Raw genomic sequence first — 24,936 nt, 5'->3', positions numbered from 1 at the left:
TCAGTCCTGACTCGGTGCGGGCTGTTGCGCCCGCTGGCGCTGGATGCGGCGGATGGTCTGGTCGAGCGCCGACAAAAATGCCGAGCGGTCGCGCGGAGAATAGGATTTCGGCCCGCCGGTGACTTCGCCGGATGAGCGCAGGTCTGTCATCAGGTTGCGCACGGCCAGCGTCATGCCGATGGATTGTTCGGTGAACGGCTTGCCGTTCGGCGCGATCACCTCGGCGCCCGCTTTCACGCAGCGGCTGGCCAGCGGGATATCCGAGGTAATGACGATGTCGCCTTTGCCCGCGCGCTCCGCGATCCAGTCGTCGGCGGCATCCATACCGGAACCGGCGGCAATGCGCTCGATCAGCGGATCCTGCGGCACGCGGATGAAATTGCCTGCTACCACGCTGACCGGCAGCGCGTGCCGGGTGGCGACGCGATAGATCTCGTCCTTCACCGGGCAGGCGTCGGCATCGACGTAGATGCGGGTGGTGGCGTTCAATTCGGGCACGTCAGGTCAGTCAATCGGATTGGATTCGGTTAAGCCTGTCTCTTCCGCGCGTGGTACTCCACCGCGCGAAAAAATGCGAGGAAAACAGCTGTTGGAACACGCTTGCCACGACACTTTCTTCGCGTACGATAATGGGCCGGAAAGAACAAGAAATCAGAGGAAACGGGCATGACCAGCCGTATCGAGCCGCATCGGGTCTCGGCCTACAACACGTCAAAACATTCCGAAAACAAGATGCACGACGACACCGTGGCGAAGCGCTATGGCTTCGCCGGCGGCCTGGTGCCCGGCGTCGACGTGATGGCCTACATGATGCACTTGCCGGTGGCGAAATGGGGCCGCGACTTCCTCGAGCGCGGTCTGATCGAGGCGCGCTTCGTCAAGCCGGTCTATGACGGCGAACTGGCCGACGTCACCGGCGAAGAGCGCAATGGCGTGCTCGCGATCCAGGTCGAAAGCCGCGGAGAACTCTGCGCCACCGGCACGGCGTCGCTGCCGACGGCTGCGCCGTCCTTTGCCCTTTCCGACTTTGTCGACGTGGCAGCGGTCGCCGAGCGCAAGCCGGTGGATGCGAATTCTTATGCGCTCGGCAAATGGCTGGGCGCGGTGCCGCGCAGCTGGGCGGCGGACGCGGCCAGGGAATATCTGGCGGATATTCGCGAAACTGAGGAGATGTATGCGCGGGAAGGGCTCGGTCACCCCGGTCTGCTGCCGCGGGTGATGAACAAGGTGCTGGTCGACAATGCCATCATGGGTCCGTGGATTCATGTCGGCACAAGGATGCAACTGCTTTCGGCAGGGCGCATCGGCGATGAATTGACCGCGCGGGCCAAAGTCGTCGGCAATTACGACAAGAAGGGCCACCGCTTCGTCGAGCTCGATGCGTTGGTCGTCGCCAACGGCACGACGCCGCTGGCGCACTGCCATCACATCGCGATCTACCAGCCACGGCAGCAGGCAGCGGCGTAGGGGTTTAGCAGCCGGTCATTCGCGGCTGCCGCCACGCACTCCGTCATGCCCGGCCTTGTGCCGGGCACCCACGTCTTTCTCGTTTCGGCCAAGACGTGGATGGCCGCGACGAGCCCGGCCATGACGTGGAACAGGTTGCGTCCCCATTCGGGTTAAGCTGCTATGCGGCCACAACCCTCACGCCGCCTTCGCCTTCGCATCCTGGATCGCGCGCCACACCCGTTCCGGCGTCAGCGGCATGTCGATATGGGTGATGCCATATTCCGACAGTGCATCCACCACCGCGTTGACGATGCAGACGAGGCTGCCGGCGCAGCCGGCTTCGCCGCAGCCCTTGGTGCCGAGCGGATTCGTTTTTGCCGGCGAGGGGTGGTCGCCGATTTCCATCGGCGGGATGTCTTCGGCGCGCGGCATCGCGTAATCCATGAACGAGCCGGTGATCGGCTGGCCGGAGGAATCGTAGCTCACTTCCTCCATCAGCGCCTGGCCGATGCCCTGCGCCACGCCACCGTGCAACTGGCCGGCGACGATCATCGGGTTGACGACGACGCCGAAATCGTTGACGGCGAAGTACCGCACGATGCGGGTCACGCCGGTTTCGGGATCGATCTCGACTTCCGCGACATGGCAGCCATTGGGGAAGGTCGACGGCGTATCCTTGGTGGCGTGGTCGACGTCGAGCGACCGCGGCGCGCCCTCCGGCAGTTTGCCTTCGCGCAGGCGCTGTGCCAGCTCCATGATGCCGATCGAGCGGTCGGTGCCGGCGATGGTGAAGCGGCCTTGTGCGAATTCGATGTCGCCTTCGGATGCCTCCATCAGGTGCGCGGCGGCCTGCTTGCCCTTGGCGACCACGAGTGCGGAGGCTTCCACGATCGCCTGACCGGTGGCGGTGATCGAGCGCGAGCCGCCGGTGCCATTGCCGAAGCGGACGAGATCGCTGTCGCCTTGCTCCAGCGTGATCTTCTCAAAGGGCACGCCGAGTTCGGCGGAAAGCACCTGCGCGAACGGCGTGGCGTGGCCCTGGCCGTAGTCCAGCGTGCCGGTCGTCAACTTCACCGATCCATCCGGCTCGAAGGTGATCTTGCCGAGTTCTCCGCTCGGTGGCGCCGTCACTTCCAGATAGGAGCCTACCGCGATGCCCCGCAGCTTGCCGTTCTTCCTGCTCTCTTTCTTGCGTTTGGCGAAATTGGCGTGGTCGGAAATCTCCAGCGCCTTGTTGAACACCCCTGCGAAATCGCCGCTGTCATAGGTGACGCCGGAGGCCGCGGCGAACGGCAGTTGCGACGGCTTGATGAAGTTGCGCTTGCGCAAGGTGAGGCGGTTGATACCCATCTCGTCGGCGGCGCGGTCGATCAGCCGCTCCATGTAGTAATTGGCCTCGGGCCGGCCGGCGCCGCGATAGGCGCCCATCAGTGTGGTGTTGGTCAACACCGTCTTGATGTCGACGCCGAGCAGCGGCGTGCGGTAGACGCTGGCGAGGTTCTTGCCGGTGTTGAGCGACAGCGGTCCCGGCGCGACGCCGGTGATGTAGGCGCCGAGATTGCCGTAACCCTGCAGCCGCACCGCGAGGAATTTTCCCTCGGCGTCGAGCGCGAGTTCGGCGTGGATCAGCTGCGCGCGGCCCTGGCTGTCGGACAGGAAACTGGTCGAGCGCTCGTCGGTCCATTTCACCGGGCGCCCCAGCACCTTTGCCGCGTGCGCGATGCAGGTGTATTCGGGGTAGTTCATGTTTTTCATGCCGAAGGAGCCGCCCACATTGGCGGTGAGGATGCGAACCTTGTCGGTCGGCACGTTCAGGATTTTTGCAAAACCGGCCTTGTTGCCGGCGACGCCCTGGGTCGGCACCTGCAGCGTGAAACGCTCGCTCGCCTTGTCGTAGGCCGCCAACGCCACGCGCGGCTCCATCGAGACGACGGCGACACGGGTGTTGACGATGTCGAGTTTGGTCACATGCGCAGCGCTCGCGAACGCCGCATCGATCTTGGCGGTGTCACCATAGTGATAATCGAGCGCCACGTTGTTCGGGATATGATCGTAGAGCAGCGGCGCGCCGGGCTTGGCGGCTTCCGCGGCTTCGGTCACCGCCGGCAGCGGCTCGATATCGAGTTCGACGGCTTCAGCAGCGTCGCGCGCTTGCGCCAGCGTCTCGGCGACCACGAAGGCCACGGGATCGCCGACGAAGCGCACCTTGTCGGTCGGAAGCGCAGGGCGGTTGGTCTGCAGCAGCGGCGAGCCGTCCCGGCTCTTCAGTGGCATGCCGCAGGTAAATGGGTTGTAGCCGGCAGCTTCCAGATCCTTGCCCGTCCAAACGCCGAGCACGCCCGGCATGCCCTTGGCGGCTGCCGTCTCGATCCCCCGAATGATTCCGTGGGCGTGGCTGGAGCGCACCATGAAGCAGTAGGCCTGGCCGGGCAGGGTGAAATCATCGGTGTATTTGCCCTTGCCGCGGACCAGCGTGTCGTCCTCCTTGCGGCGCACCGGCTGCCCGACTCCGTATTTTTGCAGTGCGATGGCGTTTTCCAGGGAGGGCGGCGACGTGTGATCTTGCATCGAAAAATACCTGAAATGCTTGGAATCCCGCAGTTTTGCGAGTTCCTCTGCAGATACCGCACTGCATCACGCCGGACAACGCCTGATTGGGCATGGTCCCATGTGATGGGTTGTTGCGTAGCCCTTTGGCGCTGCTAAAGTTTCCGTGAACGGTAATTTTCTTCGGCGGTCGGAAGCGGCCGCGGAAAGACAGTTTTGATGAAGGATGATGCGCGGCTGCGCGAGGGCTTTGAGGCCTGCGCAAGCCCGTCAGGCTCGGTTGCGGCGGCCACGGCAAACGGTGTTTATGCCGCGCTCGACCTTGGCACCAATAATTGCCGGCTTTTGATTGCCAGCCCGGCGGGCGACAGTTTTCGCGTGCTGGATTCGTTCTCGCGGATCATCCGGCTGGGCGAAGGCATTTCCGCGACGGGTTCCATCAGCGAGGCGGCGATCGACCGTGCCATTGCCGCTTTGAGCATCTGCAGCGACAAGATCCGTTACCGGAAAGCGCGGCGCCTGCGGTTGATCGCCACCGAGGCCTGCCGCGCCGCCGCCAATGCCGACAGCTTTCGTGATCGCGTTGCCAGCGAGACCGGCATCCAGCTCGAGGTGATCGACCGCGAGACCGAGGCGGCATTGGCCGTGACCGGATGCTCGCCGCTGCTCGACGCCAGGGGACGGGGCGCCATCCTGTTCGACATCGGCGGCGGCTCGACCGAACTGGTCAGGATCGAGCGTGATCCGGCCGAACAGAATGCGCCGCCGCGGATCAAGGCCTGGATGTCGATCCCGCTCGGCGTCGTCACGCTCGCCGAGCGTTTCGGCGGCAGGGACGTGACGACGGACTCCTACGCGCAGATGAAGCGGGAGGTCGCGCAGCATGTTGCGCCGTTCGCGGCCGAAAACGGCGGCGACCTGCGCGATATGCATATGCTCGGTACCTCGGGCACCGTGACCACGCTCGCCGGTATCCACCTCAAGCTGGCGCGTTACGACCGTCGGCGGATCGACGGCATCTGGATGAACGATTCCGATGTCACCGCCGTCATCCAGCGCCTGCTCGGCATGAGCTACCAGGAACGCGCCGACAACAACTGCGTCAGTGTCGAGCGCGCGGATCTGGTGCTGGCCGGCTGCGCCATTCTCGATGCGATCCGGGAAGCCTTCCCGTTGCCGCGCCTGCGCGTCGCCGATCGAGGCCTGCGAGAGGGAATGTTGGTCGAAATGATGCGCGAGGACGGCGCACTAAGGTCGTGCTGATGCGCGAACTGGCGTATTCCATATAGTTTGGCAGTCATTCCGGGCCGATGCGAAGCATCGAGCCCGGAATCTCGAATTCCGGGTCTGGTCCTTCGGACCATCCCGGAATGACAACAGGATTACACATGGCAAAAGATACCACCGGACGGCTGCACGTCACGGTCAAGACCGGCGGCAAGCGCAAGCTGTCGTCAAAACTCTGGCTGGAGCGGCAGCTCAACGATCCCTATGTGGCGCAGGCCAAGCGCGACGGCTATCGCTCGCGTGCGGCCTACAAGCTGATCGAAATCGACGACAAGCATCGCTTTCTCAAGCATGGCATCGCCGTGGTCGATCTCGGCGCCGCGCCCGGCGGCTGGAGTCAGATCGCGGCCAAGCGCGTCGGCGCCGTCAGCGGCAAGGGCAAGGTGATCGCGATCGATCTGCTGGAGATGCCGGAAATCCCGGGCGTCAATTTCGCCCAGCTCGATTTCCTGGCGGACGACGCGCCGGAAAAGCTGATCGCCATGATGGGCGGACGCGCCGACGTGGTGATGTCCGACATGGCGCCGAACACCACTGGCCACCGCAAGACGGACCAGTTGCGTATCGTCGGCCTGATCGAAACGGCGGCGGCGTTTGCGACCGACGTGCTCAATCCCGGCGGAACGTTCTTGGCCAAGGCCTTCCAGAGCGGCGCCGACGCCGAACTGGTCGCGCAATTGAAGCGTGATTTTGCGAGCGTGCGCCACGTCAAACCCGCGTCCAGCCGCCAGGACTCATCCGAGCGCTACGTGCTGGCGATGGGATTTCGTGGGGCGACCAAAGCGTAGGCTGATAAGTGGACGTCGAGGTCGGGACGCGGCCGCGGCGCGACGTCATTAATCGATGCGGTGTCGAATATTCATGTGACACGTGGGGCAGATTAAACTGCATTCTTCTATGGCATTGAATTTAGTTGCGGAGTCGAATGCCGCTCGTTGAGGATGCTGATTCTCGCTTGCAACAGGCGTTGAAGCATCGTCTTGCCGCTCAAGCATCGCTGTAACGGTAGATCGATGCAGCATTGAATCTCATCAGGATTAACCCTCGCAAAGTTTATTCTTGGATTTCACCAATTATTGGCCATAATGAAAATTACAAATACCCCTATTAAACAAGGGGTTTTTGCAACGACGGGTTGCCAATTGTCGTTGATAGACCCAGAGCATGAATTGAAGTTTTTCTGACGTTCGTTTCGATCTTGCGCCGAGTTGATCGTGCGTTGTTGTGGTCCAGTGTTTTGTCAGGTGTTGTGTAATGCGTTTTTCTTCAAGATTGATGACTGTGCTTATCGTAGCGGTTGGGTTCAGCGACACAGGTGTCGCGCAATCCAGTAGAACAGATAGTCCTCCACGGGCGCCGAGCGCGCAGCAGATCAGGGAAAGGGTCAATGCCGGCACGGTGGGCCTTGCAGGCGGCTTGCTGGAAGGCGCCCCGATTCGCTTCGCTACCGAAATTGCGCGGGTGGTGAATGAGAGCGACCATGTGCACGTTCTTCCGATCGTGACGCGAGGGCCGACGGAAAACGTCAACGATCTTCTCTATCTCAAGGGAGTTGATCTGGCGATCATCAACACGGATTCGCTTGAAGAGTACAAGGCGCAGGTGCCGCAGATTCAGCAGCGCATCGTCTCGATCATGAACCTGTTTCCGTCCGACCTGCATATCTTCGTCCGGCCGGAGATACGATCGCTGGCGGACCTGGCGGGCAAGAAGGTCAATTTCAACACGCAAGGTACCGCCGCAGCCTATTCCGGGCCGCTGATTTTCAGCCGCCTCGGCGTCGCCGTCGACAAGATGTTCATCCCGCATCCCGTCGCGCTGGAGCAGCTGAAGCGCGGAGAGATTGCTGCCGTCGTGTTCATCACGTCGAAGCCTGTCGACCCGTTCGTCAAGGGCAAATGGGAAGATGGCTTCAAATTCCTGCCCGTCGAATTCGGCCCCAAATTCTCCGACTACTATGTCGCTTCGTCGCTGGAGTCCGCCGACTATCCCAACCTCATTGCGAAGGGCGATCGCGTCGCCACCATCGCGGTTCCCACCATTCTCGCGTCGTACAACTGGCGGCCGGAGACGCCGCGTTACCGCCGGGTCGAGCGCTTCGTGGAAGAGATCTTCAGCCGCGTCGAGAAATTGAAGTTGCCCGGGTTCGATCCGAGGTGGAAGGAATTGGACGTGAAGCGAAGCGCACCGGGCATTGGACGATCCCGGGCCGCCCAAAACTGGATCGATCGTGCCAAGCCGGTCAAGCAAAGCGAGTTGTCGCGATGAAGGCACTATGGATCGCGACGTCGCTCGGCCTCGTGAGCTCGGTAGCCCTTGCACAGTCCGCAAACAGGACCGTTGTGGGCCTGGACACCTGCTTCAAGTTGGTACGTGTCGCGGCAGCGAACTGCTCGACTCCCGCCGACGATGCGGCGCAGCGTCGGGAGTGCCTTCAGAACGCGCGCAAGGTGCAGCTCGAATGCCTTGAACTGGCCGGACCGCAGGCCTCCGCGCCAGTCGATCGGCCGATGGCGACCGCTGAAGCCCTTTCGTCCGGCAAACCCGTCGAAGCGGCTTCGTCCGACATACCTGCCAAAGTAGTCGCGCCGACAGCAGTGCCGGCAAATCCGCCAGATCCGCCGAAAAAGGCTGTCGAACCGGAGAAAGCGGCCGAGGCGAAACCTCCGGTGATGGTGACCGGATCGACCTCCGCGCCGCCGGTCGCGCAAGCTCCGGCCGCGCAAATCTCTCGCTGGACCGTGAGCGAAACGTCTTCGCCCCTGGATTACTCCCCCCTCGTGACGGCGACGATCCTCGCGGGGGCCGGGACCGGGGCTGCGCCGACGGAACTGGTGGTTCGTTGCCGCGGACGCCGCAGCGAACTTGGGCTGCGCATGGAAGCGCCGCCGCGCGCGTCGCGCGGCGGCGAAATTCCCGTCGCCTACCAGATCAACGATCAACCGATGGTCAAGCCGCGCTGGATGGCATCTGCGGATGGCAAGACGGTGAATTACAAGGGCGATGCTGCCGCACTGCTGCAGTCGTTTTCCGATGATGCGCGGCTGAAGTTCATCGTTTCCGATGGATCGGGCCGGGACACCGAGGCGACTTTCAATCTCGCCGGATGGAATGCGATCCGTGACAAGGTCGCGGCGGCCTGCATGTGGACGTCGACGGCGAGCAAGTCATCGGAGCGGCGATAGGATTGGAATAGGCGAGCACTCTTTTTTCTTCTTCCAGGAGTTTGTAATGCGTAAAATGTTTTGTCAGTTGGCCGTGGCGTCCATGGTCTGTTTGTCGATGGCTTCGGTCGCGTTGGCCCAGGCCGCCAAGCCGCAAAGTTCGGCCAAGCCGCAAAGTTCGGCCAAGACGCAGATTTCGACCAAGCCGCATCGGCTGCTCATCCATGTCGATCAGAACGATCCGGCGGTGATGAATCTCGCGCTGAACAACGCCACCAACGTGATCGAGCATTACCGCGCCAAGGGTGAGGATGTTGACGTGGACATCGTTGCATATGGTCCGGGCCTGAATATGTTGCGCGCCGACACGTCGCCGGTGCAGGACCGGATCAAGCAGCTCAAGGGTACCGCGTTCCCCAGCAAAGTGCAGTTCTCCGCCTGCGCCAATACAAAGGAGAACATGGAAAAGAAGGAAGGGCGCCCGGTCGCCGTGCTGCCCGACGCCACGATCGTCGCATCCGGCGTCGTCCAGTTGATGGAGAAGCAGGAAGAGGGCTGGAGCTACATCCGACCGTGAGCCGGATGCTCCGTCACGCTGTGATCTGAATCTCCAGGGTTTCGAGGAACATTATGCGGAAATTGCAGGTATCGCTGATTTTTCTGTCGTGCTTTGGCGTCGCCGGCGCGTCGGCGGACGATGCGGGGCGCACGGTTGCACTACTGCTGGCGGCTCCGGAAGTCACGTCATTGTCGGAACTGGCGGGCAAGCACATTGCCGTCGATGAGGCTGCGGCCGCGTCGAACGACGAAGCGCAGCGCAAGGTCGAAGCGACGGTGAACGCGAAACTGGCCGGAGGCCGGGTGAAGGCGTTGGACCGGCTGGTCAATGGAGAAGTGCCCGCGGCAGTCCTGGCGCTGGACTATCCGGAGACGGCCGAGTGGTCTGCCGAAATTGCGGGTTTCAAGGTGTTTCGAATTCCGCTGGCGGATCGCCCTCAGGTAGCCGTATTGGCGCCCACAGATCCCGCCGTGCCCGATACGGCGCCGGCAAGCATCCCGCCTTCGTCTCCGCCACCTGAGGCCCAGGCCGAGATCGTCGATCCGGCGGCCGTGTCTGCCGCCAAAAAAGTGCGCGAGCAGATGCGGGTCGTGACGGTCATTGCGGAGCATGTGATGACGCTGCGGGACGCCGAGAAGAAAGCGGCGGCCTCGCCGCACGGCGGCGAGCCGTCGGTCGCGATTGTCGTGGCTAAACCGGAAATCCGGTCGGTATCCGACCTCGCGGGAAAAATCATCGCGATCGACGACAAGTATTCGAACGCGAACGCCAGGATTCACGCCGCGATCGCATCGGCGGGGGCGACCGACAGCCTGCTCGCCTCAAGCGAAAGCATGGCCATGGATCGGCTGCTCAGCGGCAAGACGCCGGCTGCCGTCCTGACCTTGGTTTATCCGGAAACCGGATTTTCGACGATCGAAGGCTACAGCGTTTTCCGCGTTCCGCTGGCAGGCGTTCAGCCCAGCCGCTGATCGCGCGCGTCCCCGGTGCCTTCGCTGGCGGCCTTGGCCGCCGCCTTTTCCGCGCCCTTGCGGCTGGAAATCTCGACCGCCTTGCGGCCGGAGATTTCGTGGCCGGCGTCATCCGGCATCTGCCAGAAGAAATACGCCGACACGGCCGAGATGATCGCGACCACGAGGAATGCCGGCGGGAATACGCCCGCATTCAGTTCGGTGACGTGCTGATACAGCATGGTCGATTCCACCGAGAACGCGCCGACCGCGACGCCCGCCGAGATCGCCAGCTGCTGATTGACGCTGACCAGCGTGGTGGCGCGGCTCATCTGCGCAGGCTCGACCTCGGCATAGGCCACCGTGTTGATCGCGGTGAATTGCAGCGAGCGGAAGAAGCCGCCGACCACGAGGATGATGAAGATCAGCAGCAGCGGCGTCGTCACCGTGAACAGGGCGCAGGCGGCGAGGAAGACCGCGCTGACCACCGCGTTAATCGTCATCATGTTGCGGAAGCCGAAGGCGCGGATGATGCGCGCGGCCAGCGTCTTCATCCCCATGGCGCCGACGGCGGAGGCAAACGTGACCAGGCCGGACTGGAACGGCGTCAGGCCAAAACCTTCCTGCATCAACAGCGGCAGCAGGAACGGCAGCGCGCCGATGCCGAGCCGGAACAAAAAGCCGCCGATGATGCTGGCGCGCATGGTGGAGAGCCGCAACAGCGAGAAATCCAGCACCGGTGATCCGGTTCGCCGCGCGTGCATGACATAGAGCGTCATCGAGATCGTGCCGACCACGACGAGGCCGGCGACGGTTGGCCAGGGCAACAGATTGAGTCCCGCGACCGAGAGGCCGAACGCGATGCCGGCGAGGCCAATGCCGGCCAGGATCAGCCCGTACAGATCGAAGCGCTCAGGGGCCTCGCTCCTGATCGGGTCGATATACTTCATCGCCATGAAGATGCCGAGCAGCCCGATCGGGATGTTGATCAGGAAAATCCAGTGCCAGGAGAAATAGGTGGTGATGAAGCCGCCGAGCGGCGGCCCGATCACCGGCCCGACCAGCGCCGGCACCGTCACCCAGGCCATGGCATTGACCAGCGCGCTTTTGTCGATCGAGCGCAACAGCAGCAGCCGTCCGACCGGCGTCATCATCGCCCCGCCCATGCCCTGCAGGATGCGCGCGATCACGAAATGGGTGACGTTCTGAGACAGCGCGCAGCCGACCGACCCGATCATGAACACGCCGATGGCGATCGAGAACACCATCCGCGCGCCGAACCGATCGGCGGTCCAGCCGCTGGCCGGGATGAACACGGCGAGCGACAGCAGATAGGAGGTGATGGCAAGCTTCAGCGTCAGCGGGCTGGTGCCGATGTCGGCCGCGATCGCCGGCAGCGAGGTCGCGATCACCGTCGAGTCCATGTTCTCCATGAACAGAGCGGTGGCGACGATCAGCGGGATCAGGCGTTCTTTGGTCATTGAAAATCGCGAGACGGGGAAATGGCAGGCAAGCGGCCTGTATCATCCCGCTGCCATGCAAGCCATTGCGGAACAGGGCAAATCACCTAAATCTGGCGTGATGCTGGTATGCACGTGCCAACCAGTCGAGGGTTTGAATTGATTTATGCTCTCGCCGCCTGGTCGTGGTGTGCCTGACGCGGGAGGGCCGCCGGCGCTGCGAGGCGGGCGAGGCCTTCTGCCAGCATGGGCCGGGCGCCGGTGCGGGTCGTCAGGCCCCTCGCTAACCCCTTGGGATTGCGTCCTTTCTCGAAAAGCCTGTGCATAGCTGGCAAACGCTTTGATTCGGCGTTCCGTCATGCTATCGACCACCGTCAACCCCACCGATGGGCTTCGATTCGACGGCGATGCCGCTAAGCATCGCCGGAGGCGGCGTTCATCCATAGTACCGATTGCGGCGGCAAGCCGCCGAAAGGAGTTGGCAATGGCGCAGGGACTTCAGGGTATCCGTGAAGCCTACACGTTCGACGATGTGCTTCTGAAACCTGGTCTCTCGGATATTCTGCCCTCCGAGGCCGATATCCGCTCTCACGTCACCCGCGCGATTCCGCTCAACATCCCGATCATCGCGTCCGCGATGGACACGGTCACCGAGGCGCGCATGGCGATTGCGATGGCGCAGGCCGGCGGCGTTGGCGTCATCCACCGCAATTTCGATCCCGAAGGGCAGGCCGCCCAGGTGCGGCAGGTCAAGAAGTATGAATCCGGAATGGTGGTCAACCCGCTGACCATCGGCCCTGATGCGATGCTGTCGGACGCGCTGGCGCTGATGAGCGATCACGGTTTCTCCGGCATTCCTGTCGTCACCGGCGCTTCCAAGGGGGTACCCGGAAAGCTGGTCGGCATCCTCACCAACCGCGACGTGCGGTTTGCGACCGATCCGCGCCAGAAAATATCCGAACTGATGACGCATGAAAATCTCGTCACGGTGCGCGAGGGTGTCAGCCAGGACGAGGCCAAGCGGATGCTGCACCAGCACCGCATCGAAAAGCTGCTGGTGGTCGATGACAAGTATCGTTGCGTCGGCCTGATCACCGTCAAGGACATGGAGAAGGCGGTTGCGCACCCGCTGGCCTGCAAGGACGCGCAGGGTCGCCTGCGCGCCGCGGCCGCCACCACCGTCGGCGAGGGCGGTTTTGAGCGCACTGAACTGTTGATCGATGCCGGCGTCGACCTCATCGTGGTCGATACCGCGCACGGCCATTCCTCGCGCGTGCTCGAAGCCGTCAACCGCATCAAGCGGCTTTCCAACGCCGTGCAGGTCATCGCCGGCAACATCGCCACCAAGGAGGGCGCGCAGGCGCTGATCGACGCAGGCGCGGACGCGATCAAGGTCGGCATCGGTCCGGGCTCAATCTGCACCACGCGCATCGTGGCAGGCGTCGGCGTCCCGCAGCTCACCGCCATCATGGATGCGGTCGAGGCTGCGAAGAAGGCCGACGTGCCGGTGATCGCCGACGGCGGCATCAAATATTCTGGCGACCTGGCCAAGGCGCTCGCGGCCGGCGCCGATATCGCCATGGTCGGTTCGCTGCTCGCCGGCACTGACGAGACGCCCGGCGAAGTGTTTTTGTGGCAGGGCCGCTCTTACAAGGCCTATCGCGGCATGGGGTCGGTCGGCGCGATGGCGCGCGGCTCTGCCGACCGCTATTTTCAGCAGGACATCAAGGATACGCTCAAGCTGGTGCCGGAGGGCATCGAGGGTCAGGTGCCCTACAAAGGCCCGGTCGCCAACGTCATGCATCAGCTCGCCGGCGGCCTTCGCGCCGCGATGGGCTATGTCGGGGCGCGCAACCTCGCCGAATTCCACGACAAGGCCCAGTTCGTCCGCATCACCGGTGCGGGCCTGCGCGAAAGCCATGTCCACGACGTCACCATCACGCGGGAAAGCCCGAACTATCCGGGCGGAGTTTAGTTACCATGGTCGATTGGTCAGACGACAGGATTGCCGCGCTTTCAAAGCAGGATTTGAAGAATCTGCTCGCCAATGCCGAGCGGAAATCCGCCGCCGAGATCGTCGCGCGGTGCAAAGCCGAGATGGATAAGCGGGATACCTCAAAGCCGCGCAAGGCAGCGAAGCCGCGTACCGAGGTGAAAGAGTTCGAGCATGCCATGTCGGAGCAGCTCGCTGAAGTCGGCAAGGCGATGGCCGCGAAGTACGATCTGTCCGCGGAGACCGCGAAAGCCAGATCGGAAGGGGTAAAGGGCTTCAAGGCGCACAAGCTGCTGGACTCGAATGGCCACGCGAAACTGGGCGGGATGCAACGCGACGGCTCGGTCGCGGTCGACCGCTATATTTCATACCGGCGTGGCACGGATATCGTCTCGATCGGGGTCTTCCTGCTGAAAGACCAGCCCGTCGAAGCCCATGAGTTTCATGTGATCGCGCCTTCGGCGGTGCTCGAGGGTGGCAAGCCGATCGCGGAAATTCGCCCCACCGCGACGGAAGCGCAGAAGCAGACCGCGGATAGCGGGCTTGCCTTCACGGATTTGGCGAGTGCGGCCGTCGCATTCGAGGCGGCGCTCTCCAAAATCGCGGCCTGATATTTGGCAGTTCAGGTGTAATTGCGACCAAAGCGACGAAGCAATCCATTTCGTCGCTCGCAGCGGCATGGATTGCTCCGCCTTCGCTCATTGAGCTTCGGCGGACAAGTCGCTACGCTCGCAAGGACGAATGACAACGAACAACAAGAACCAGGAGGAACCCCATGTCCCAGGGCAAACGCATCGTTCTCGCCGCACGTCCCGCCGGTGAACCCAAGCTATCCGATTTCCGCCTTGAGGAATGTCCGGTACCGACACCCGGGGCGGGCGAAGTTGTGCTGCGCACGATCTGGCTCTCGCTCGATCCCTACATGCGCGGGCGCATGAGCGACGGGCCGTCCTATGCCCAGCCGGTGCCGGTTGGCGGCGTGATGGAGGCCGGCACGGTCAGCGAGGTGATCGCTTCGAACAATCCGGCCTTCGCGACGGGCGACATCGTGCTGTCGCGCGCCGGCTGGCAGACGCACGCGATCTCCGACGGCAAGGGTCTGGCAAAAATCGATCCGAAGATCGCGCCGATCTCGACCGCCGTCGGCGTGCTCGGCATGCCCGGCATGACGGCCTACACCGGCCTGCTCGATATCGGCAAGCCGCAGCCGGGCGAGACCGTCGTCGTCGCGGCGGCCTCCGGCGCGGTCGGTTCGGCGGTGGGACAGATCGCCAGGATCAAGGGCGCGCGCGCCATCGGCATCGCCGGCGGCAAGGAGAAATGCGATTACGTCAAGAAAGAACTCGGCTTTGACGACTGTCTCGACCACCGCGATCCGGATCTGGCCGCGAAGCTGAAAGACGCCTGCCCGAAGGGCATCGACGTCTATTTCGAAAACGTCGGCGGCGCCGTGTTCGAGGCGGTGTTCCCGCTGCTCAACGCCTTTGCGCGCATCCCGGTGTGCGGCCTGATCTCGGAATACAACAATTTCGGCGAGACCAGCCCGAAATGGGCCGGCAAGATGATGCGTGCCGTGCTGACCAAGCGTCTCACTATCCGCGGCTTCATCGTCAGCGATTTCGCCGCGCGCCACGGCGATTTCCTGCGCGACATGTCGCAATGGGTGCGCGAGGGCAAGGTCAAGCACAAGGAGTTCGTCACCGAGGGCCTCGACAGCGCGCCAGCTGCGTTCATCGGACTGTTGAAGGGCGCCAATTTCGGCAAGCAGCTTGTTCGCGTCGGGCCGGACAAGGCGTAATCCGCCGCAACATCTCGGGGAAGATGACCATGGCAGGAATACTTGAAGGCAAGGTCGCGCTGGTGACCGGCGGCGCTTCCGGCATCGGCCAGGCGACCGCGGTGGTGATGGCACGCGAAGGCGCGCGGGTGGCGGTGGCCGACCGCGCCGAGGCAGACGCAGCAGGGACGGTCGCGCTGATCAATGCGGCCGGCGGCCAGGCGATCGCGATCGGCGGCGATGTGACGCGCGAGGCGGAGGTCGCCGCGATGGTGGCGCGCACGGTCTCGGCGTTCGGCCGGATCGATTGCGCATTCAACAATGCGGGGATCTCCGGACGCGCCGTCGGCCCCGCGGGTCAACGTTCGCATGAACTCAGCCAGGAGGCGTTCGACACCATGCTGGCTGTAAACGTGAGAGGCGTGTTTCTCTGCCTCAAGCACGAGGTCAAGCAGATGCTGGCGCAAGGCGGCGGCGGCGCGATCGTCAACACGGCCTCCATTGCCGGTCTGATCGGTCTTGCCACCTCGGCGCATTACGTGGCGGCCAAGCATGGCGTGGTGGGGCTGACCAAGAGCGCGGCGATCGAATATGCCTTGGACGGCATCCGCGTGAACTGCGTCAATCCCGGCTATGTCGCTACTCCGATGACCAAAGACATTATCGATGAGCGCGGCCAGGACATTCTGGCGAAGGTGCCGATGCGGCGCTTCGGCGTTCCAAACGAGATCGCCGAAGCGGTGGCCTGGATGTGCTCGGACAAGGCCTCGTTCATGACCGGCGCGTCGCATGTGATCGACGGCGGATACCAGGCGGCCTAGGCCGCTCGGCTGTGGGGAACAGGTCAATCAACCTCACGGTCACTTGAGAGGGATCGCGGAACGTCCGTGCGCAAGCATCGTTGGCTCCGACATCCAATGGAGAAGCCAGATGATGAACTGCAAGAAACTATCGCTAGGCCTGGTCGCTGCCACGATTCTGGTGGCCACGCCCGTGATGGCCCAGGAGGTCAATCAGGAACCGGGCGTGATGGGCTTTTACTATCCGAACTCCCGCTACCTCACCGGAGGCTACGGGGTGAGGAGCACACCTGGACCTGGCTACTATTACGGCAACCGCTATCGTGTGGCGCCACGCGTCGGCGCGTTCGCAACCGCGCCGTGGGACGATGGCTCGTACGGCTATTATGGTTCCCCAGGGCTGGTCGAGCGCCAATGGTGATGCGCGCCGATGTCTGAAGCGTAGTCCGGAGGATATTTGTCCGCATGATCTTGCGGTCGTGCGGGATCAAGGCGACGGAGCGGGTGACGACGTAAACGCTTCACCTGTTCCATCAACTTCGGCCGAGCAATTCGTCCAGCCCGATATCGACGAGGCCCGGCGGCTTGAGATACCGGACTTCAACGCTGTCGGGGGTGAAGCGATATTCCACCAGTCCGACTTCCTTGACACCGATCACTTCCTGAATCCGCTCGGGCAGGATGAAGCCGGTTGAAGGCGCCCAGACATGGCGGGTACGGCGCCAAGTGAAATCGCGACGCTGGTGCACGTGGCCGCTTGCCACCAGCCGAAGGTCGACCGCGTCCAGCATTCTGACCAGCCGGTGCCGCGCCGGTTGCGGCACGTAGCGCACGGCGGACGAGGCCAGTTCGGCGTCGTCGGGCGTATTCAGAAACAGCGGCTTGTGCAGGAATAGCGCGACCGGCTTGCCGTTCGTGCGCCCCAGTTCGGATGCCAGCCAGTCGTACTGTTCGGTCTCGCTCTCGAGCCCGCTGTTCATGATCAATGAGTTCAGTCCGATGAAGCTCCAGCCGGCTGCGTCGAAGCACCAGCGGTCCTCGCCGATCACGGCGAGATAATTCTGCCGGTGCTGCTCAGTCGCCGGCTGCTTCGGCGCGTGGCTGACCGCGGTGGGGTTGTCGCCGATGTCGTGATTGCCGGGAAGATGGCGGCATGGCACCGGCAGCGCATCGTGCATTTCCTTGGCGAATTCGAGATCGTCGAGATTGGTCGGCGCGTCGAAGGCAAGATCGCCGGTGTTGATGACGAGATCGGGGTTGGTAGCGTCGATATGCTCGCTGACCCGGTGGAAATTTTCAGTGAGTTTTGGCAGGCGTCGGGAGAGGTGGGTGTCGGAAATTTGGGTCAGACGAAATTCGTGCATGCGTAATCCTCTTATGTCCGATCATAGTCCACACCGGAGTCGGAACGATGACGGTCGCCTGTGGCCCCGATTCTTGCCGGTCGTACCCCGCCACCGGGCCGGCCGAATGGCCGCCCGATCACGGGCTCCAGCGGTGCACGCAATATGCCGCGGCTTTCCGGTTCAAACGCCGCCGTTTCTGAATAAGATCAACCGCATGCGCGGGTGATTGACGTGGCGCAATGCATCGTTCGGGTATCTTTACCCCAACGTCCTTCTCCAGAACGCCAGCATCTCCGTCTTAAACACTTCGGCATCCCCATCGCGGCTGCCGATCTTCGCGCCCTTGCGGCCGTAGCCGGCCTTCAGCGCGTAAACCATCAGATCGCGGTCGACGAGCTTGCTGTCGGCGACGCCGGTGAGCGGATGGATGAAAGCGCCGTCATTGGCGATATAGGCCGTCGGCGCGGCGGGGGAGACCGATGCCTCGGCAATGTTCTCGATTCCCGTGCCCCGGTCAAAACTGTGCTGCGCGCCGCCGATCAGCCGCATGGTCGCCCGGCCGCCGGAGAGGCGGATCGCCTGGCAATGGCCCTGCACCTGCATCGGCGAGCACCATTCGTCGGCGTCTCCCATGATGACGCGGATTTCGGTTTCGTCGACGGACGGATCGAGGAATTGGTGGCCGCTCCAGGGATAGGCGGCGAGCATGCTGCGAAAACCGGCGCCGGCGCCGACCACTGCATCGGCAAAGCGCCGTGTCGCCGCGGTCAGCACCGCCGAGCCGCCGCGACTGTGGCCCTGCGCACCGATCCGGGAGGCGTCGATTTCTGGATGTTCCGCCAGCACCTGCCAGGCCGCCAGCACGTCATAGGCGCTGGCGGCAAACGAGAACTGCGTCTGGTTGGCGACGGTGGAGGTAACGTCGCGCGCGCCAAAACTGTCGAGCACAAAGGCCGCAAAGCCGTCGGCGACCACCGTTTCGGCGTGTTTGACGTGCGAGGACGCGACGCCCAGGCTGCCCGGCACCACCATGACCAGCGGAAGTTTGCCGTTGCGCTTGCGATCGCTCGACGCCGGCAGGAACAGTTTGCCGTCGATGGACAGTCGCGGCAGTTCGGCGGAGTTACCGATGACGTGGAAATAGTTGGCAGGATTCGCGGTGGGAATTTCGAAATTCTGTCCCTTGCTTTGTCCGTGGGCGCCGGCAGTAAAAACAATGTCCTGATCTCGAAATCGCAAGTTGTGCTCCTCCAGCGGCTGCTCTTTTCCGGCGACCGTCAGAAATAGAGTAAAGCGCCCGTAGTTCCCGTCAAAGCAAATGTTCCCGCCGGCAACCGTTTGCATGTTGGGATGCATAGTGGCGATGGAAAGGCGGTCATAATTTTCTTGTGGCGAAATTTCGTCAGGGCGCGCGGCATCGGATCGCGACGGCGTCATGGAAGTCTGACGACGCAGCGCCGGCGTGAGCAGGGACGATGCCGGCGGTCGGGTTTGGCTGCGTCGGCCCGGGATCGGGAAGGTGATGTTCGTCGCTGCTCGCGGAGTTGTTTCAGAACCGGTGCGAACCCAGAACCATCTTAATTCTCGATAGTTGGCAACTGGGCCTTAGGTGTTGGTTCAAGACCAAAGCGGCGCGGTTCCCGGACTACCGGCAAGCGGATTTGTCAGGCGAAGGGTGGCTCGTTATTGCTTCAGGCTTGGCGCAGGATTCGGGGAGATTCTCATGTCGGTTCAAATGGTTTTGCTGCCGGTCTTCGTCCTGGTCGGGCTTGCTTTCTTCCTGATGATGTGGATGGTGACCGCCCGAACCAAGGCGGTGAAGGCCGGGGAAACCAGCCTGAAGGACATCGCCGCGGGGCAGCCGAAATATCCGGTCCGCGTGGCCCAGATCGGCAATTGCTTCTCAAATCAGTTCGAAGTACCCCTCCTGTTCTACTTCCTGATCGCGCTGGCGCTGCCGCTGCGCCGGGCTGATCTCTTCATCGTGCTGATGTCCTGGGTGTTCGTGGTGACGCGATTTGCCCATGCCGGCATTTTCGTCACCTCGAATAACATCCAGCAGCGCAGCCTGGCGTGGTTTGCCGGCGCGCTGGTGGTGCTGGCGATGTGGATTTATTTCGCGGTGAAGCTTTTGCTTCTGATCTAGAAAGCTTTTCTCATGACGCCCGCCGCCCGACTGTCCGCCGCCATCGAACTGATCGAGACCATCGACGCACAACGGGTTCCCGCGGCGAAAGCACTGAAGGAGTGGGGCACCGCGCACCGCTACGCCGGCTCGGGCGATCGCGCCGCGATATCAGGGCTGATCTGGGACGTGCTGCGACGGCGATCCTCCAGCGCCTTTCTGATGGACGCCGATACGCCGCGGGCGCGGGTGCTCGGCATGCTCAAGCTCGAACGCGGCATGGATGCTGACACCATCGCCGCGCTCTGTGACGGTTCGCGCTTTGCGCCGGAACCGCTGACCGAGGCCGAACGCGCGGCGCTCACCTCGCGCAACCTCGATTCCGCGCCGCCGCACATCGCGGGCGACTATCCCGAGTGGCTCGATGCGCCGCTGGCCGCCGTGTTCGGTGACGACCGCGTGGCGGAAGCCACTGCGATGGCCAGCCGCGCGCCGCTCGATCTGCGCGTCAACACGCTGAAGGCCAAGCGCGAAAAGGTGCTGGCGTCGCTCAAGCATCTCGGCGCGCAGGAAACGCCGTGGTCGCCGCTCGGCCTGCGCATCGAACTCGGCGCCGATGCCCGCAACCCCGGCATCCATGCCGAGGAGGATTTCATCAAGGGCGCGATCGAAGTGCAGGACGAGGGCTCGCAGCTCGCGGCGCTGTTCACGGCCGCAAAACCCGGCGAGCAGGTAATCGATCTCTGTGCGGGCGCCGGCGGCAAGACGCTGGCGCTGGCTGCGATGATGCAGGGCAAGGGCCGCCTGATCGCGACCGACCATGACAAGCGCCAGCTCGCCCCGATTTACGAGCGGCTGTCGCGCGCCGGCGTCCACAACGCCGAGGTTCGCGCGCCGAAGGGGGAGGACGATCCTCTGGCCGACATCCGTGCGTCAGCCGATCTCGTGCTGATCGACGCGCCTTGCACCGGCACGGGAACCTGGCGCCGCAACCCCGACGCCAAATGGCGGATGCGACCCGGCGCGCTCGAAGTCCGCCTGAAGGACCAGGCGGCAGTGCTTGATCGCGCGGCAGCGCTGGTGAAGCCGGGAGGCCGGATTGTCTACGTCACCTGCTCGGTCTTGCCGAGCGAGAATGGCGATCAGGTTCGCGGTTTCATTTCGCGTCATCCGGAGTTTTCGATTCAGCCGCCGAACGAGACGGCGAGCGTGCTGTGGGACAAGGCCGAGGATTTCGAGAAGGCCGCGCTGCGATCGCCGGAGGGCTGGCTGATGACGCCGCGAAGGACGGGCACGGATGGGTTTTTCGTGTCGGTGCTGAAGAAGGCGTGATCGCGTAGGGTGGGTTGAGCTCTTCGGGAAACCCATCAATCCCGGTCGCCAAAGGATTAAATGGGTTTCGCGAACAGCTCAACCCATCCTACCGCTCAATCACTCCGGCTGGATATTCGCGTCCTTCACCACCTTCGCCCATTTTCCGATCTCTGCGCGGATATGCTCGCCGAATCGCGCCGGCGTGCCGCCGACGGGGTCGACGCCCTGGTCGACAAATCGCTTCTTCACATCCTCCATCTTGAAGATCGCATTCAACTCGGTATTCAGCTTCTGCACGACTTCCGGCCGCATCCCTGCGGGCCCGACGATGCCGAACCACACCGTGACCTCGTAGCCGGGAACGCCGGCCTCCGACACCGTCGGCACGTTTGCCGCGAGCTGTGAGCGCGCCTTGCTGCTCACGCCGAGCGCGCGCAACTTTTCGCCGTTGACTTGCGGCAGCACATTTGGCGTGTTGTCGAAAGCGATATCGATGTGCCCGCCGAGCATGTCGTTGACCATCGGCGCGCTGCCTTTATAGGGCACATGCACGAGGTCGATCCCGGCCATGCTCTTGAACAGTTCCATCGACAGATGGTTGGAAGAGCCGATGCCGGTGGAGCCGTAACTGACCTTGCCGGGATTCTTTTTGGCGTAGTCGATCAACTCCTTCACAGAATTTATCGGCAGCGACGGCTTGATCACCAGAAGATTTTGCGTCTGCCCGGCAAGAATCAGCGGCGTGAAATCCTTCACCGTGTCGTAGGGTAGGTTCTTGTAGATGCTGGGGTTGGCGCCGAACGGGAATGCTACGCCGAGCAGGGTGTAGCCGTCGGGCGCGGCCTTGGCGACGGCCTCAGAGCCGATCAGCGTGCCGCCGCCCGGCCGGTTTTCGACCACGACGGGAACGTTCCAGGCCTCGCTGAGCTTTTGCGAAACGATCCGCGCCAGCGTGTCGTTGAAGCCGCCGGGCGGGTAGGGCACGACGTAGCGGATGGTCCGGCTCGGGTAATTGTCCGGATCAGCCGGCGGCGCGGCAGTCTGCGCCGATGCCGCAGTGCCGCAGACGAGGAGAGCGAGGAGCGCGCGGCAGGCGAAGTGAACGAAAGAGCGTGCGCTCGATAAACCTTCAGCCTGCGGCGTGTCAGACATAGCAGGGTCCCTCGATCAGTGGATGGGCGTTGATGAAGTCCTCATTGATCTCGACGCCGAGGCCCGGCGTTTCCGACGGCTTCACGCAGCCGTCCTTGTCGAGCTTGTAGGGAAGGCCGCCGACCTCATCGCGGAACGGGTTGTGTTTGGCGACATCTCCTTCGAAATAGCCGGGGAGATCGACGGCGGCGAGTGTGTTGATGGTCGCGGCCATATTGATGCCGGTCGCCGAGGTGTGCGGGTTGTAGGAGAGCTTCCACGCATAGGCCATGCCGGCGATCCGCATCGCTTCGGTGACGCCGCCGGTCTTGGACAGGTCCGGCTGCACAAAACTCACCGCGCCGTCCTCGATCAGGCGGGTGAATTCGAACCGGGTGAAATGATTTTCGCCGGCGGCCAGCGGCGTGGTGCCGAGCGAGGCGGCCGTCTGGTAGGAGCGATAGTCCTGCGCCGGAAACGGCTCTTCCAGCCATCCGATCTGCAGTTCCTGGTAGGCCGGCATCACGCGGCGCACGTCGTCGACGGTGTAACCGGTGTTGGCGTCCACCAGGATCTCGATGTCATCGCCGACCGCCTCGCGGACGGCAGTGGCACGGGCGACGTCGTCGCGCGGGTTGTCGCCGACGCGCAGCTTGACGGCGCGATAGCCTTGCGAGACGTAGCCGAGCGCTTCCTGCGCGAGCGATGCCGGAGGCTGGTAACCGAGCGAGATGCCGCCCGCATACGCCTTGATCGATTTCGAGGCGCCGCCGAGCAATTTGTAGAGCGGCCAGCCGACGGCCTTGGCGCGGATATCCCACAGCGCCAGATCGAGGCCACTCAAGGCCATCGCGGCGGCATAGCCCATGCCGTGGCTCGCCAACTGCATCTGGTAGACCCGCTGCCAGACGCCGACGACATCGATCGCATCCATGCCGACGACGAGTTCCGAGATCGTGGTGTCGATCAGTTTTGCAATCGCGCCGGGGCAGCGGCCGTGATGGGCCTCGCCCCATCCGGTCAGCCCCTCATCGGTAGAGACTTTCACCAGCACCGCATCGCGCTTGACGGCGCGGCCGATGCCGAGCCGGACGTTCTGGCCTTCCGGCACGCGGTAGGAAATCGGGACGGCCTTGATCGATGTAATGCGCATGGTGGGGACCTCACGCCGCCTTGTAGGCGGGATTGACGAGATTGAGCGGCTGCTCGCCGCGCAGGATGCGAAGCATTTCCTCGGCCGAGCCCACCGCCATCGCGCGGCCGCTGGTGGCGGTGATCCCGGCGGTATGCGGCGTCAGCAAGAGGTTCGGACAATCGAACAGAGCGTCATTCGCGGGCAGGGGCTGCACGTCGAACACGTCGAGCGCAGCGCCACCGATCTTCTGTGCCCTCAGCGCATCGACGAGGGCTCGCGTCTCGATCACGGCGCCGCGCGAGACGTTGACCAGCACGGCGTGCGACCGCATCCGTGAGATCAGCGCGCGGCTGACCATGCCGCGGGTTTCGTCGGTCAGCGCGCAGCACACCGCGATCGCGTCGCTGCGGGCGAACAAATCCTCGAGCGAGACTTCCTCCACGCCTGATGGCAGCGCGCCCTTGCGGCGGGAGGTGCCGAGCACCTTCATCCCAAAGCCGTCGCGCGCGATATCGGCGATGCGGCGGCCGATGGTGCCCACGCCGAGGATGCCGAGCGTGGTCGTGCTGAGTTCGGTAAAACCGTCTGCTGCCGGGCGCGCCGCATTCCAGCCCTTGCTGCGCAGATTGCCGTCCAGCTGGTAGAGCGGTCGGCGAAGATGCATCAGCGCCGACATGACGTATTCGGCGACCGCGTTGGTGTTGCTGCCCGGCAGGTTGGCGACCGCGATGCCGCGCGCAGTGGCGGCGGCAACCGGGATAAAGTCGAGGCCGACGCCGTGCCGTACCATGCCCTTCAGGCGCGGCGCATGGTCCACGATATCGTCGGGCAGTTTGGCGCGCACGATGATGCCGTCGGCCTCCCTGGCCCATTCGCGCAGGGTCTCGGCCTTCGCGTCCGGCGGCACGATCATCCTGACGTGCGGCGCGAGGATCGCTTCGCCGTCGGGATGCATCGCATTGGTCAACAGAACGATCGGCTTGTCAGGCATCTGGCGCGGGTCCTTCGATGATCGGATTGTGCAGGCGGCCGAGACCCTCGACCTCGACCTCGACGGTCGAGCCCGGCTGGAGCCACGCCGGCGGCTTGTGTAGTCCAGCCACGCCGGCCGGTGTGCCGGTGGCGATGATGTCGCCGGGTTCGAGCACCTGCAGGGAGGAGAGATAGGCGACGAGATCGGCGACGTCGAACAGCATGTTCCGCGTCGAGCCGGATTGCAGCATGCGGCCGTCGACCTTCAGCGTTACCGTGAGCGCGTGCGGGTCCTTCACCTCGTCGCGCGAGGCGAGAAATGGCCCGAACGGCCCGAACGTCGCGAAATTCTTGCCGCGGTTGAAGTGGCCGTCGGCCTTGATGATCTCGCTGGCGCTGATGTCGTTGAAACAGCCATAGGCCACGACGTGATCGAGCGCTCGCTCCTTGCTGACCTTCTCGACGCGGGTGCCGATTACGGCGGCCAGTTCAGCCTCATAGGTGACCCCGCCGATACCTTTCGGCAGCACGATCGGCTGTCCGCAGCCCAGGATCGTATGCTGTGCCTTCATGAACAGCACCGGCTTGTCCGGCGGTGCCATGCCGCGCTCGGCGAGCGCATCGCGGTAATTGTGAGCGATGCCGAAAATGCGCCGCGGCTTTGGCAGCGGCGCTGTCAGCGTGACGGTGACAAGCGGAAGCGTGGCTTCTTGCGTCAGTCCGTGCGCGCCGATCTGCGCGACGACCTCGTCGAGGCCGGCATCGATCAGGGCCAGCATCTGCGGCTGGGTGTCCCGCAGCGCCCCCCGCATCGAGGGATGCGCGAGGTCGACAACGCGGTCATCCGCCCCGTCGCCATTCCCGAGCAGTACGCCGGCGCGTACAAAATCCTCGGTCCGGAAGCTGACGAATTTCATGATCAGCTAC

Annotated in this window: 23 protein-coding genes; 14 read left to right on the top strand and 9 right to left on the bottom strand. The window is 63.5% G+C overall.

What is annotated here, in order from left to right; genetic code table 11:
- The gene (locus QUH67_RS20665; protein ID WP_300948115.1) at positions 1-489 is read right to left on the bottom strand and encodes a YaiI/YqxD family protein; all 489 of its coding nucleotides are present in this window, start codon (positions 487-489) and stop codon (positions 1-3) included.
- Positions 490-666: 177 nt separating this feature from the next.
- Between QUH67_RS20665 and QUH67_RS20660 the strand changes: the two genes are divergently transcribed.
- The gene (locus tag QUH67_RS20660) at positions 667-1,467 is read left to right on the top strand and encodes a hypothetical protein (RefSeq protein ID WP_300940781.1); all 801 of its coding nucleotides are present in this window, start codon (positions 667-669) and stop codon (positions 1,465-1,467) included.
- 177 nt (positions 1,468-1,644) lie between these two features.
- Here the strand turns inward: QUH67_RS20660 and QUH67_RS20655 are convergent, their stop codons facing one another.
- Positions 1,645-4,017, bottom strand: coding sequence for a xanthine dehydrogenase family protein molybdopterin-binding subunit (locus tag QUH67_RS20655; RefSeq protein ID WP_300940779.1), 2,373 nt, complete (start codon positions 4,015-4,017; stop codon positions 1,645-1,647).
- A gap of 198 nt (positions 4,018-4,215) precedes the next feature.
- Here QUH67_RS20655 and QUH67_RS20650 point away from each other — a divergent pair, with 198 nt between their 5' ends.
- The 6 genes from QUH67_RS20650 (at position 4,216) to QUH67_RS20625 (ending at position 9,977) form a co-directional block, all read left to right on the top strand.
- Positions 4,216-5,259 (top strand): Ppx/GppA phosphatase family protein, encoded by a 1,044-nt coding sequence (locus QUH67_RS20650; RefSeq protein WP_300940778.1) that lies wholly within the window; start codon positions 4,216-4,218, stop codon positions 5,257-5,259.
- A gap of 125 nt (positions 5,260-5,384) precedes the next feature.
- Positions 5,385-6,071 carry an RlmE family RNA methyltransferase gene (locus QUH67_RS20645; RefSeq protein WP_300940777.1) on the top strand — a complete coding sequence of 229 codons (687 nt, stop codon included), beginning with the start codon at positions 5,385-5,387 and terminating at the stop codon, positions 6,069-6,071.
- A 466-nt stretch (positions 6,072-6,537) separates the two neighbouring features.
- Positions 6,538-7,551 (top strand): TAXI family TRAP transporter solute-binding subunit, encoded by a 1,014-nt coding sequence (locus QUH67_RS20640; RefSeq protein WP_300940775.1) that lies wholly within the window; start codon positions 6,538-6,540, stop codon positions 7,549-7,551.
- A complete protein-coding gene (locus QUH67_RS20635) occupies positions 7,548-8,468 on the top strand; it encodes a hypothetical protein (protein WP_300940774.1) in 921 nt (306 codons plus the stop codon). Before QUH67_RS20640 ends, QUH67_RS20635 begins: the two co-directional genes overlap by 4 nt.
- Positions 8,469-8,565: 97 nt before the next feature.
- Positions 8,566-9,024: a DsrE family protein gene (locus QUH67_RS20630; RefSeq protein WP_407080467.1), complete on the top strand. Its 459-nt coding sequence runs from the start codon at positions 8,566-8,568 to the stop codon at positions 9,022-9,024.
- 53 nt (positions 9,025-9,077) lie between these two features.
- Positions 9,078-9,977: a hypothetical protein gene (locus QUH67_RS20625; RefSeq protein ID WP_300940770.1), complete on the top strand. Its 900-nt coding sequence runs from the start codon at positions 9,078-9,080 to the stop codon at positions 9,975-9,977.
- Here the strand turns inward: QUH67_RS20625 and QUH67_RS20620 are convergent.
- Positions 9,962-11,437 carry a DHA2 family efflux MFS transporter permease subunit gene (locus QUH67_RS20620; protein ID WP_300940769.1) on the bottom strand — a complete coding sequence of 492 codons (1,476 nt, stop codon included), beginning with the start codon at positions 11,435-11,437 and terminating at the stop codon, positions 9,962-9,964. The two genes, QUH67_RS20625 and QUH67_RS20620, sit on opposite strands and share 16 nt — an antisense overlap.
- A 463-nt stretch (positions 11,438-11,900) precedes the next feature.
- Here QUH67_RS20620 and guaB point away from each other — a divergent pair, with 463 nt between their 5' ends.
- The 5 genes from guaB to QUH67_RS20595 all read left to right on the top strand — a co-directional run bounded on the left by guaB (position 11,901) and on the right by QUH67_RS20595 (position 16,407).
- The gene (guaB, locus tag QUH67_RS20615; RefSeq protein WP_300940767.1) at positions 11,901-13,391 is read left to right on the top strand and encodes an IMP dehydrogenase; all 1,491 of its coding nucleotides are present in this window, start codon (positions 11,901-11,903) and stop codon (positions 13,389-13,391) included.
- A gap of 5 nt (positions 13,392-13,396) precedes the next feature.
- Positions 13,397-14,020: a hypothetical protein gene (locus QUH67_RS20610; RefSeq protein WP_300940765.1), complete on the top strand. Its 624-nt coding sequence runs from the start codon at positions 13,397-13,399 to the stop codon at positions 14,018-14,020.
- A 164-nt stretch (positions 14,021-14,184) separates the two neighbouring features.
- Entirely contained in the window at positions 14,185-15,207 is a 1,023-nt protein-coding gene (locus tag QUH67_RS20605; RefSeq protein ID WP_300940763.1) for an NADP-dependent oxidoreductase, read from the top strand.
- A gap of 29 nt (positions 15,208-15,236) precedes the next feature.
- A complete protein-coding gene (locus tag QUH67_RS20600) occupies positions 15,237-16,007 on the top strand; it encodes an SDR family NAD(P)-dependent oxidoreductase (protein WP_300940761.1) in 771 nt (256 codons plus the stop codon).
- A gap of 109 nt (positions 16,008-16,116) precedes the next feature.
- Positions 16,117-16,407, top strand: a complete 291-nt coding sequence (locus tag QUH67_RS20595; RefSeq protein WP_300940759.1) for a hypothetical protein — start codon at positions 16,117-16,119, stop codon at positions 16,405-16,407.
- Between the two features lie 112 nt (positions 16,408-16,519).
- Here QUH67_RS20595 and QUH67_RS20590 read toward each other — a convergent pair whose 3' ends face one another.
- Together QUH67_RS20590 and QUH67_RS20585 are read right to left on the bottom strand one after the other, a co-directional pair.
- Positions 16,520-17,350 (bottom strand): metallophosphoesterase family protein, encoded by an 831-nt coding sequence (locus QUH67_RS20590; protein ID WP_300940758.1) that lies wholly within the window; start codon positions 17,348-17,350, stop codon positions 16,520-16,522.
- Between the two features lie 240 nt (positions 17,351-17,590).
- Positions 17,591-18,571: a dienelactone hydrolase family protein gene (locus QUH67_RS20585; protein ID WP_300940756.1), complete on the bottom strand. Its 981-nt coding sequence runs from the start codon at positions 18,569-18,571 to the stop codon at positions 17,591-17,593.
- Between the two features lie 484 nt (positions 18,572-19,055).
- On the opposite strand from QUH67_RS20585, the gene QUH67_RS20580 reads away from it, so the two are divergent.
- Positions 19,056-19,478, top strand: coding sequence for an MAPEG family protein (locus tag QUH67_RS20580; RefSeq protein WP_300940754.1), 423 nt, complete (start codon positions 19,056-19,058; stop codon positions 19,476-19,478).
- A 12-nt stretch (positions 19,479-19,490) separates the two neighbouring features.
- Positions 19,491-20,789, top strand: a complete 1,299-nt coding sequence (locus QUH67_RS20575; protein WP_300940753.1) for an RsmB/NOP family class I SAM-dependent RNA methyltransferase — start codon at positions 19,491-19,493, stop codon at positions 20,787-20,789.
- A 99-nt stretch (positions 20,790-20,888) separates the two neighbouring features.
- Here QUH67_RS20575 and QUH67_RS20570 read toward each other — a convergent pair whose 3' ends face one another.
- Genes QUH67_RS20570 through QUH67_RS20555 form a run of 4 tightly spaced genes read right to left on the bottom strand, consistent with a single transcriptional unit; the run spans position 20,889 to position 24,926 of the window.
- Positions 20,889-21,923, bottom strand: a complete 1,035-nt coding sequence (locus tag QUH67_RS20570) for a Bug family tripartite tricarboxylate transporter substrate binding protein (RefSeq protein WP_300940752.1) — start codon at positions 21,921-21,923, stop codon at positions 20,889-20,891.
- Complete coding sequence (locus tag QUH67_RS20565) at positions 21,916-23,055, bottom strand: mandelate racemase/muconate lactonizing enzyme family protein (protein ID WP_300940750.1); 1,140 nt, start codon at positions 23,053-23,055, stop codon at positions 21,916-21,918. Before QUH67_RS20565 ends, QUH67_RS20570 begins: the two co-directional genes overlap by 8 nt.
- Positions 23,056-23,065: 10 nt before the next feature.
- Positions 23,066-24,028, bottom strand: a complete 963-nt coding sequence (locus QUH67_RS20560; protein ID WP_300940748.1) for an NAD(P)-dependent oxidoreductase — start codon at positions 24,026-24,028, stop codon at positions 23,066-23,068.
- A complete protein-coding gene (locus tag QUH67_RS20555; RefSeq protein ID WP_300940746.1) occupies positions 24,021-24,926 on the bottom strand; it encodes a fumarylacetoacetate hydrolase family protein in 906 nt (301 codons plus the stop codon). The genes QUH67_RS20560 and QUH67_RS20555 overlap by 8 nt, the downstream gene beginning before the upstream one ends.
- Positions 24,927-24,936 lie beyond the last annotated feature (10 nt).

Source organism: Bradyrhizobium roseum (genome assembly GCF_030413175.1).
Taxonomy (GTDB): domain Bacteria; phylum Pseudomonadota; class Alphaproteobacteria; order Rhizobiales; family Xanthobacteraceae; genus Bradyrhizobium; species Bradyrhizobium roseum.
This window is presented reverse-complemented; position numbering and strand designations above follow the sequence as displayed.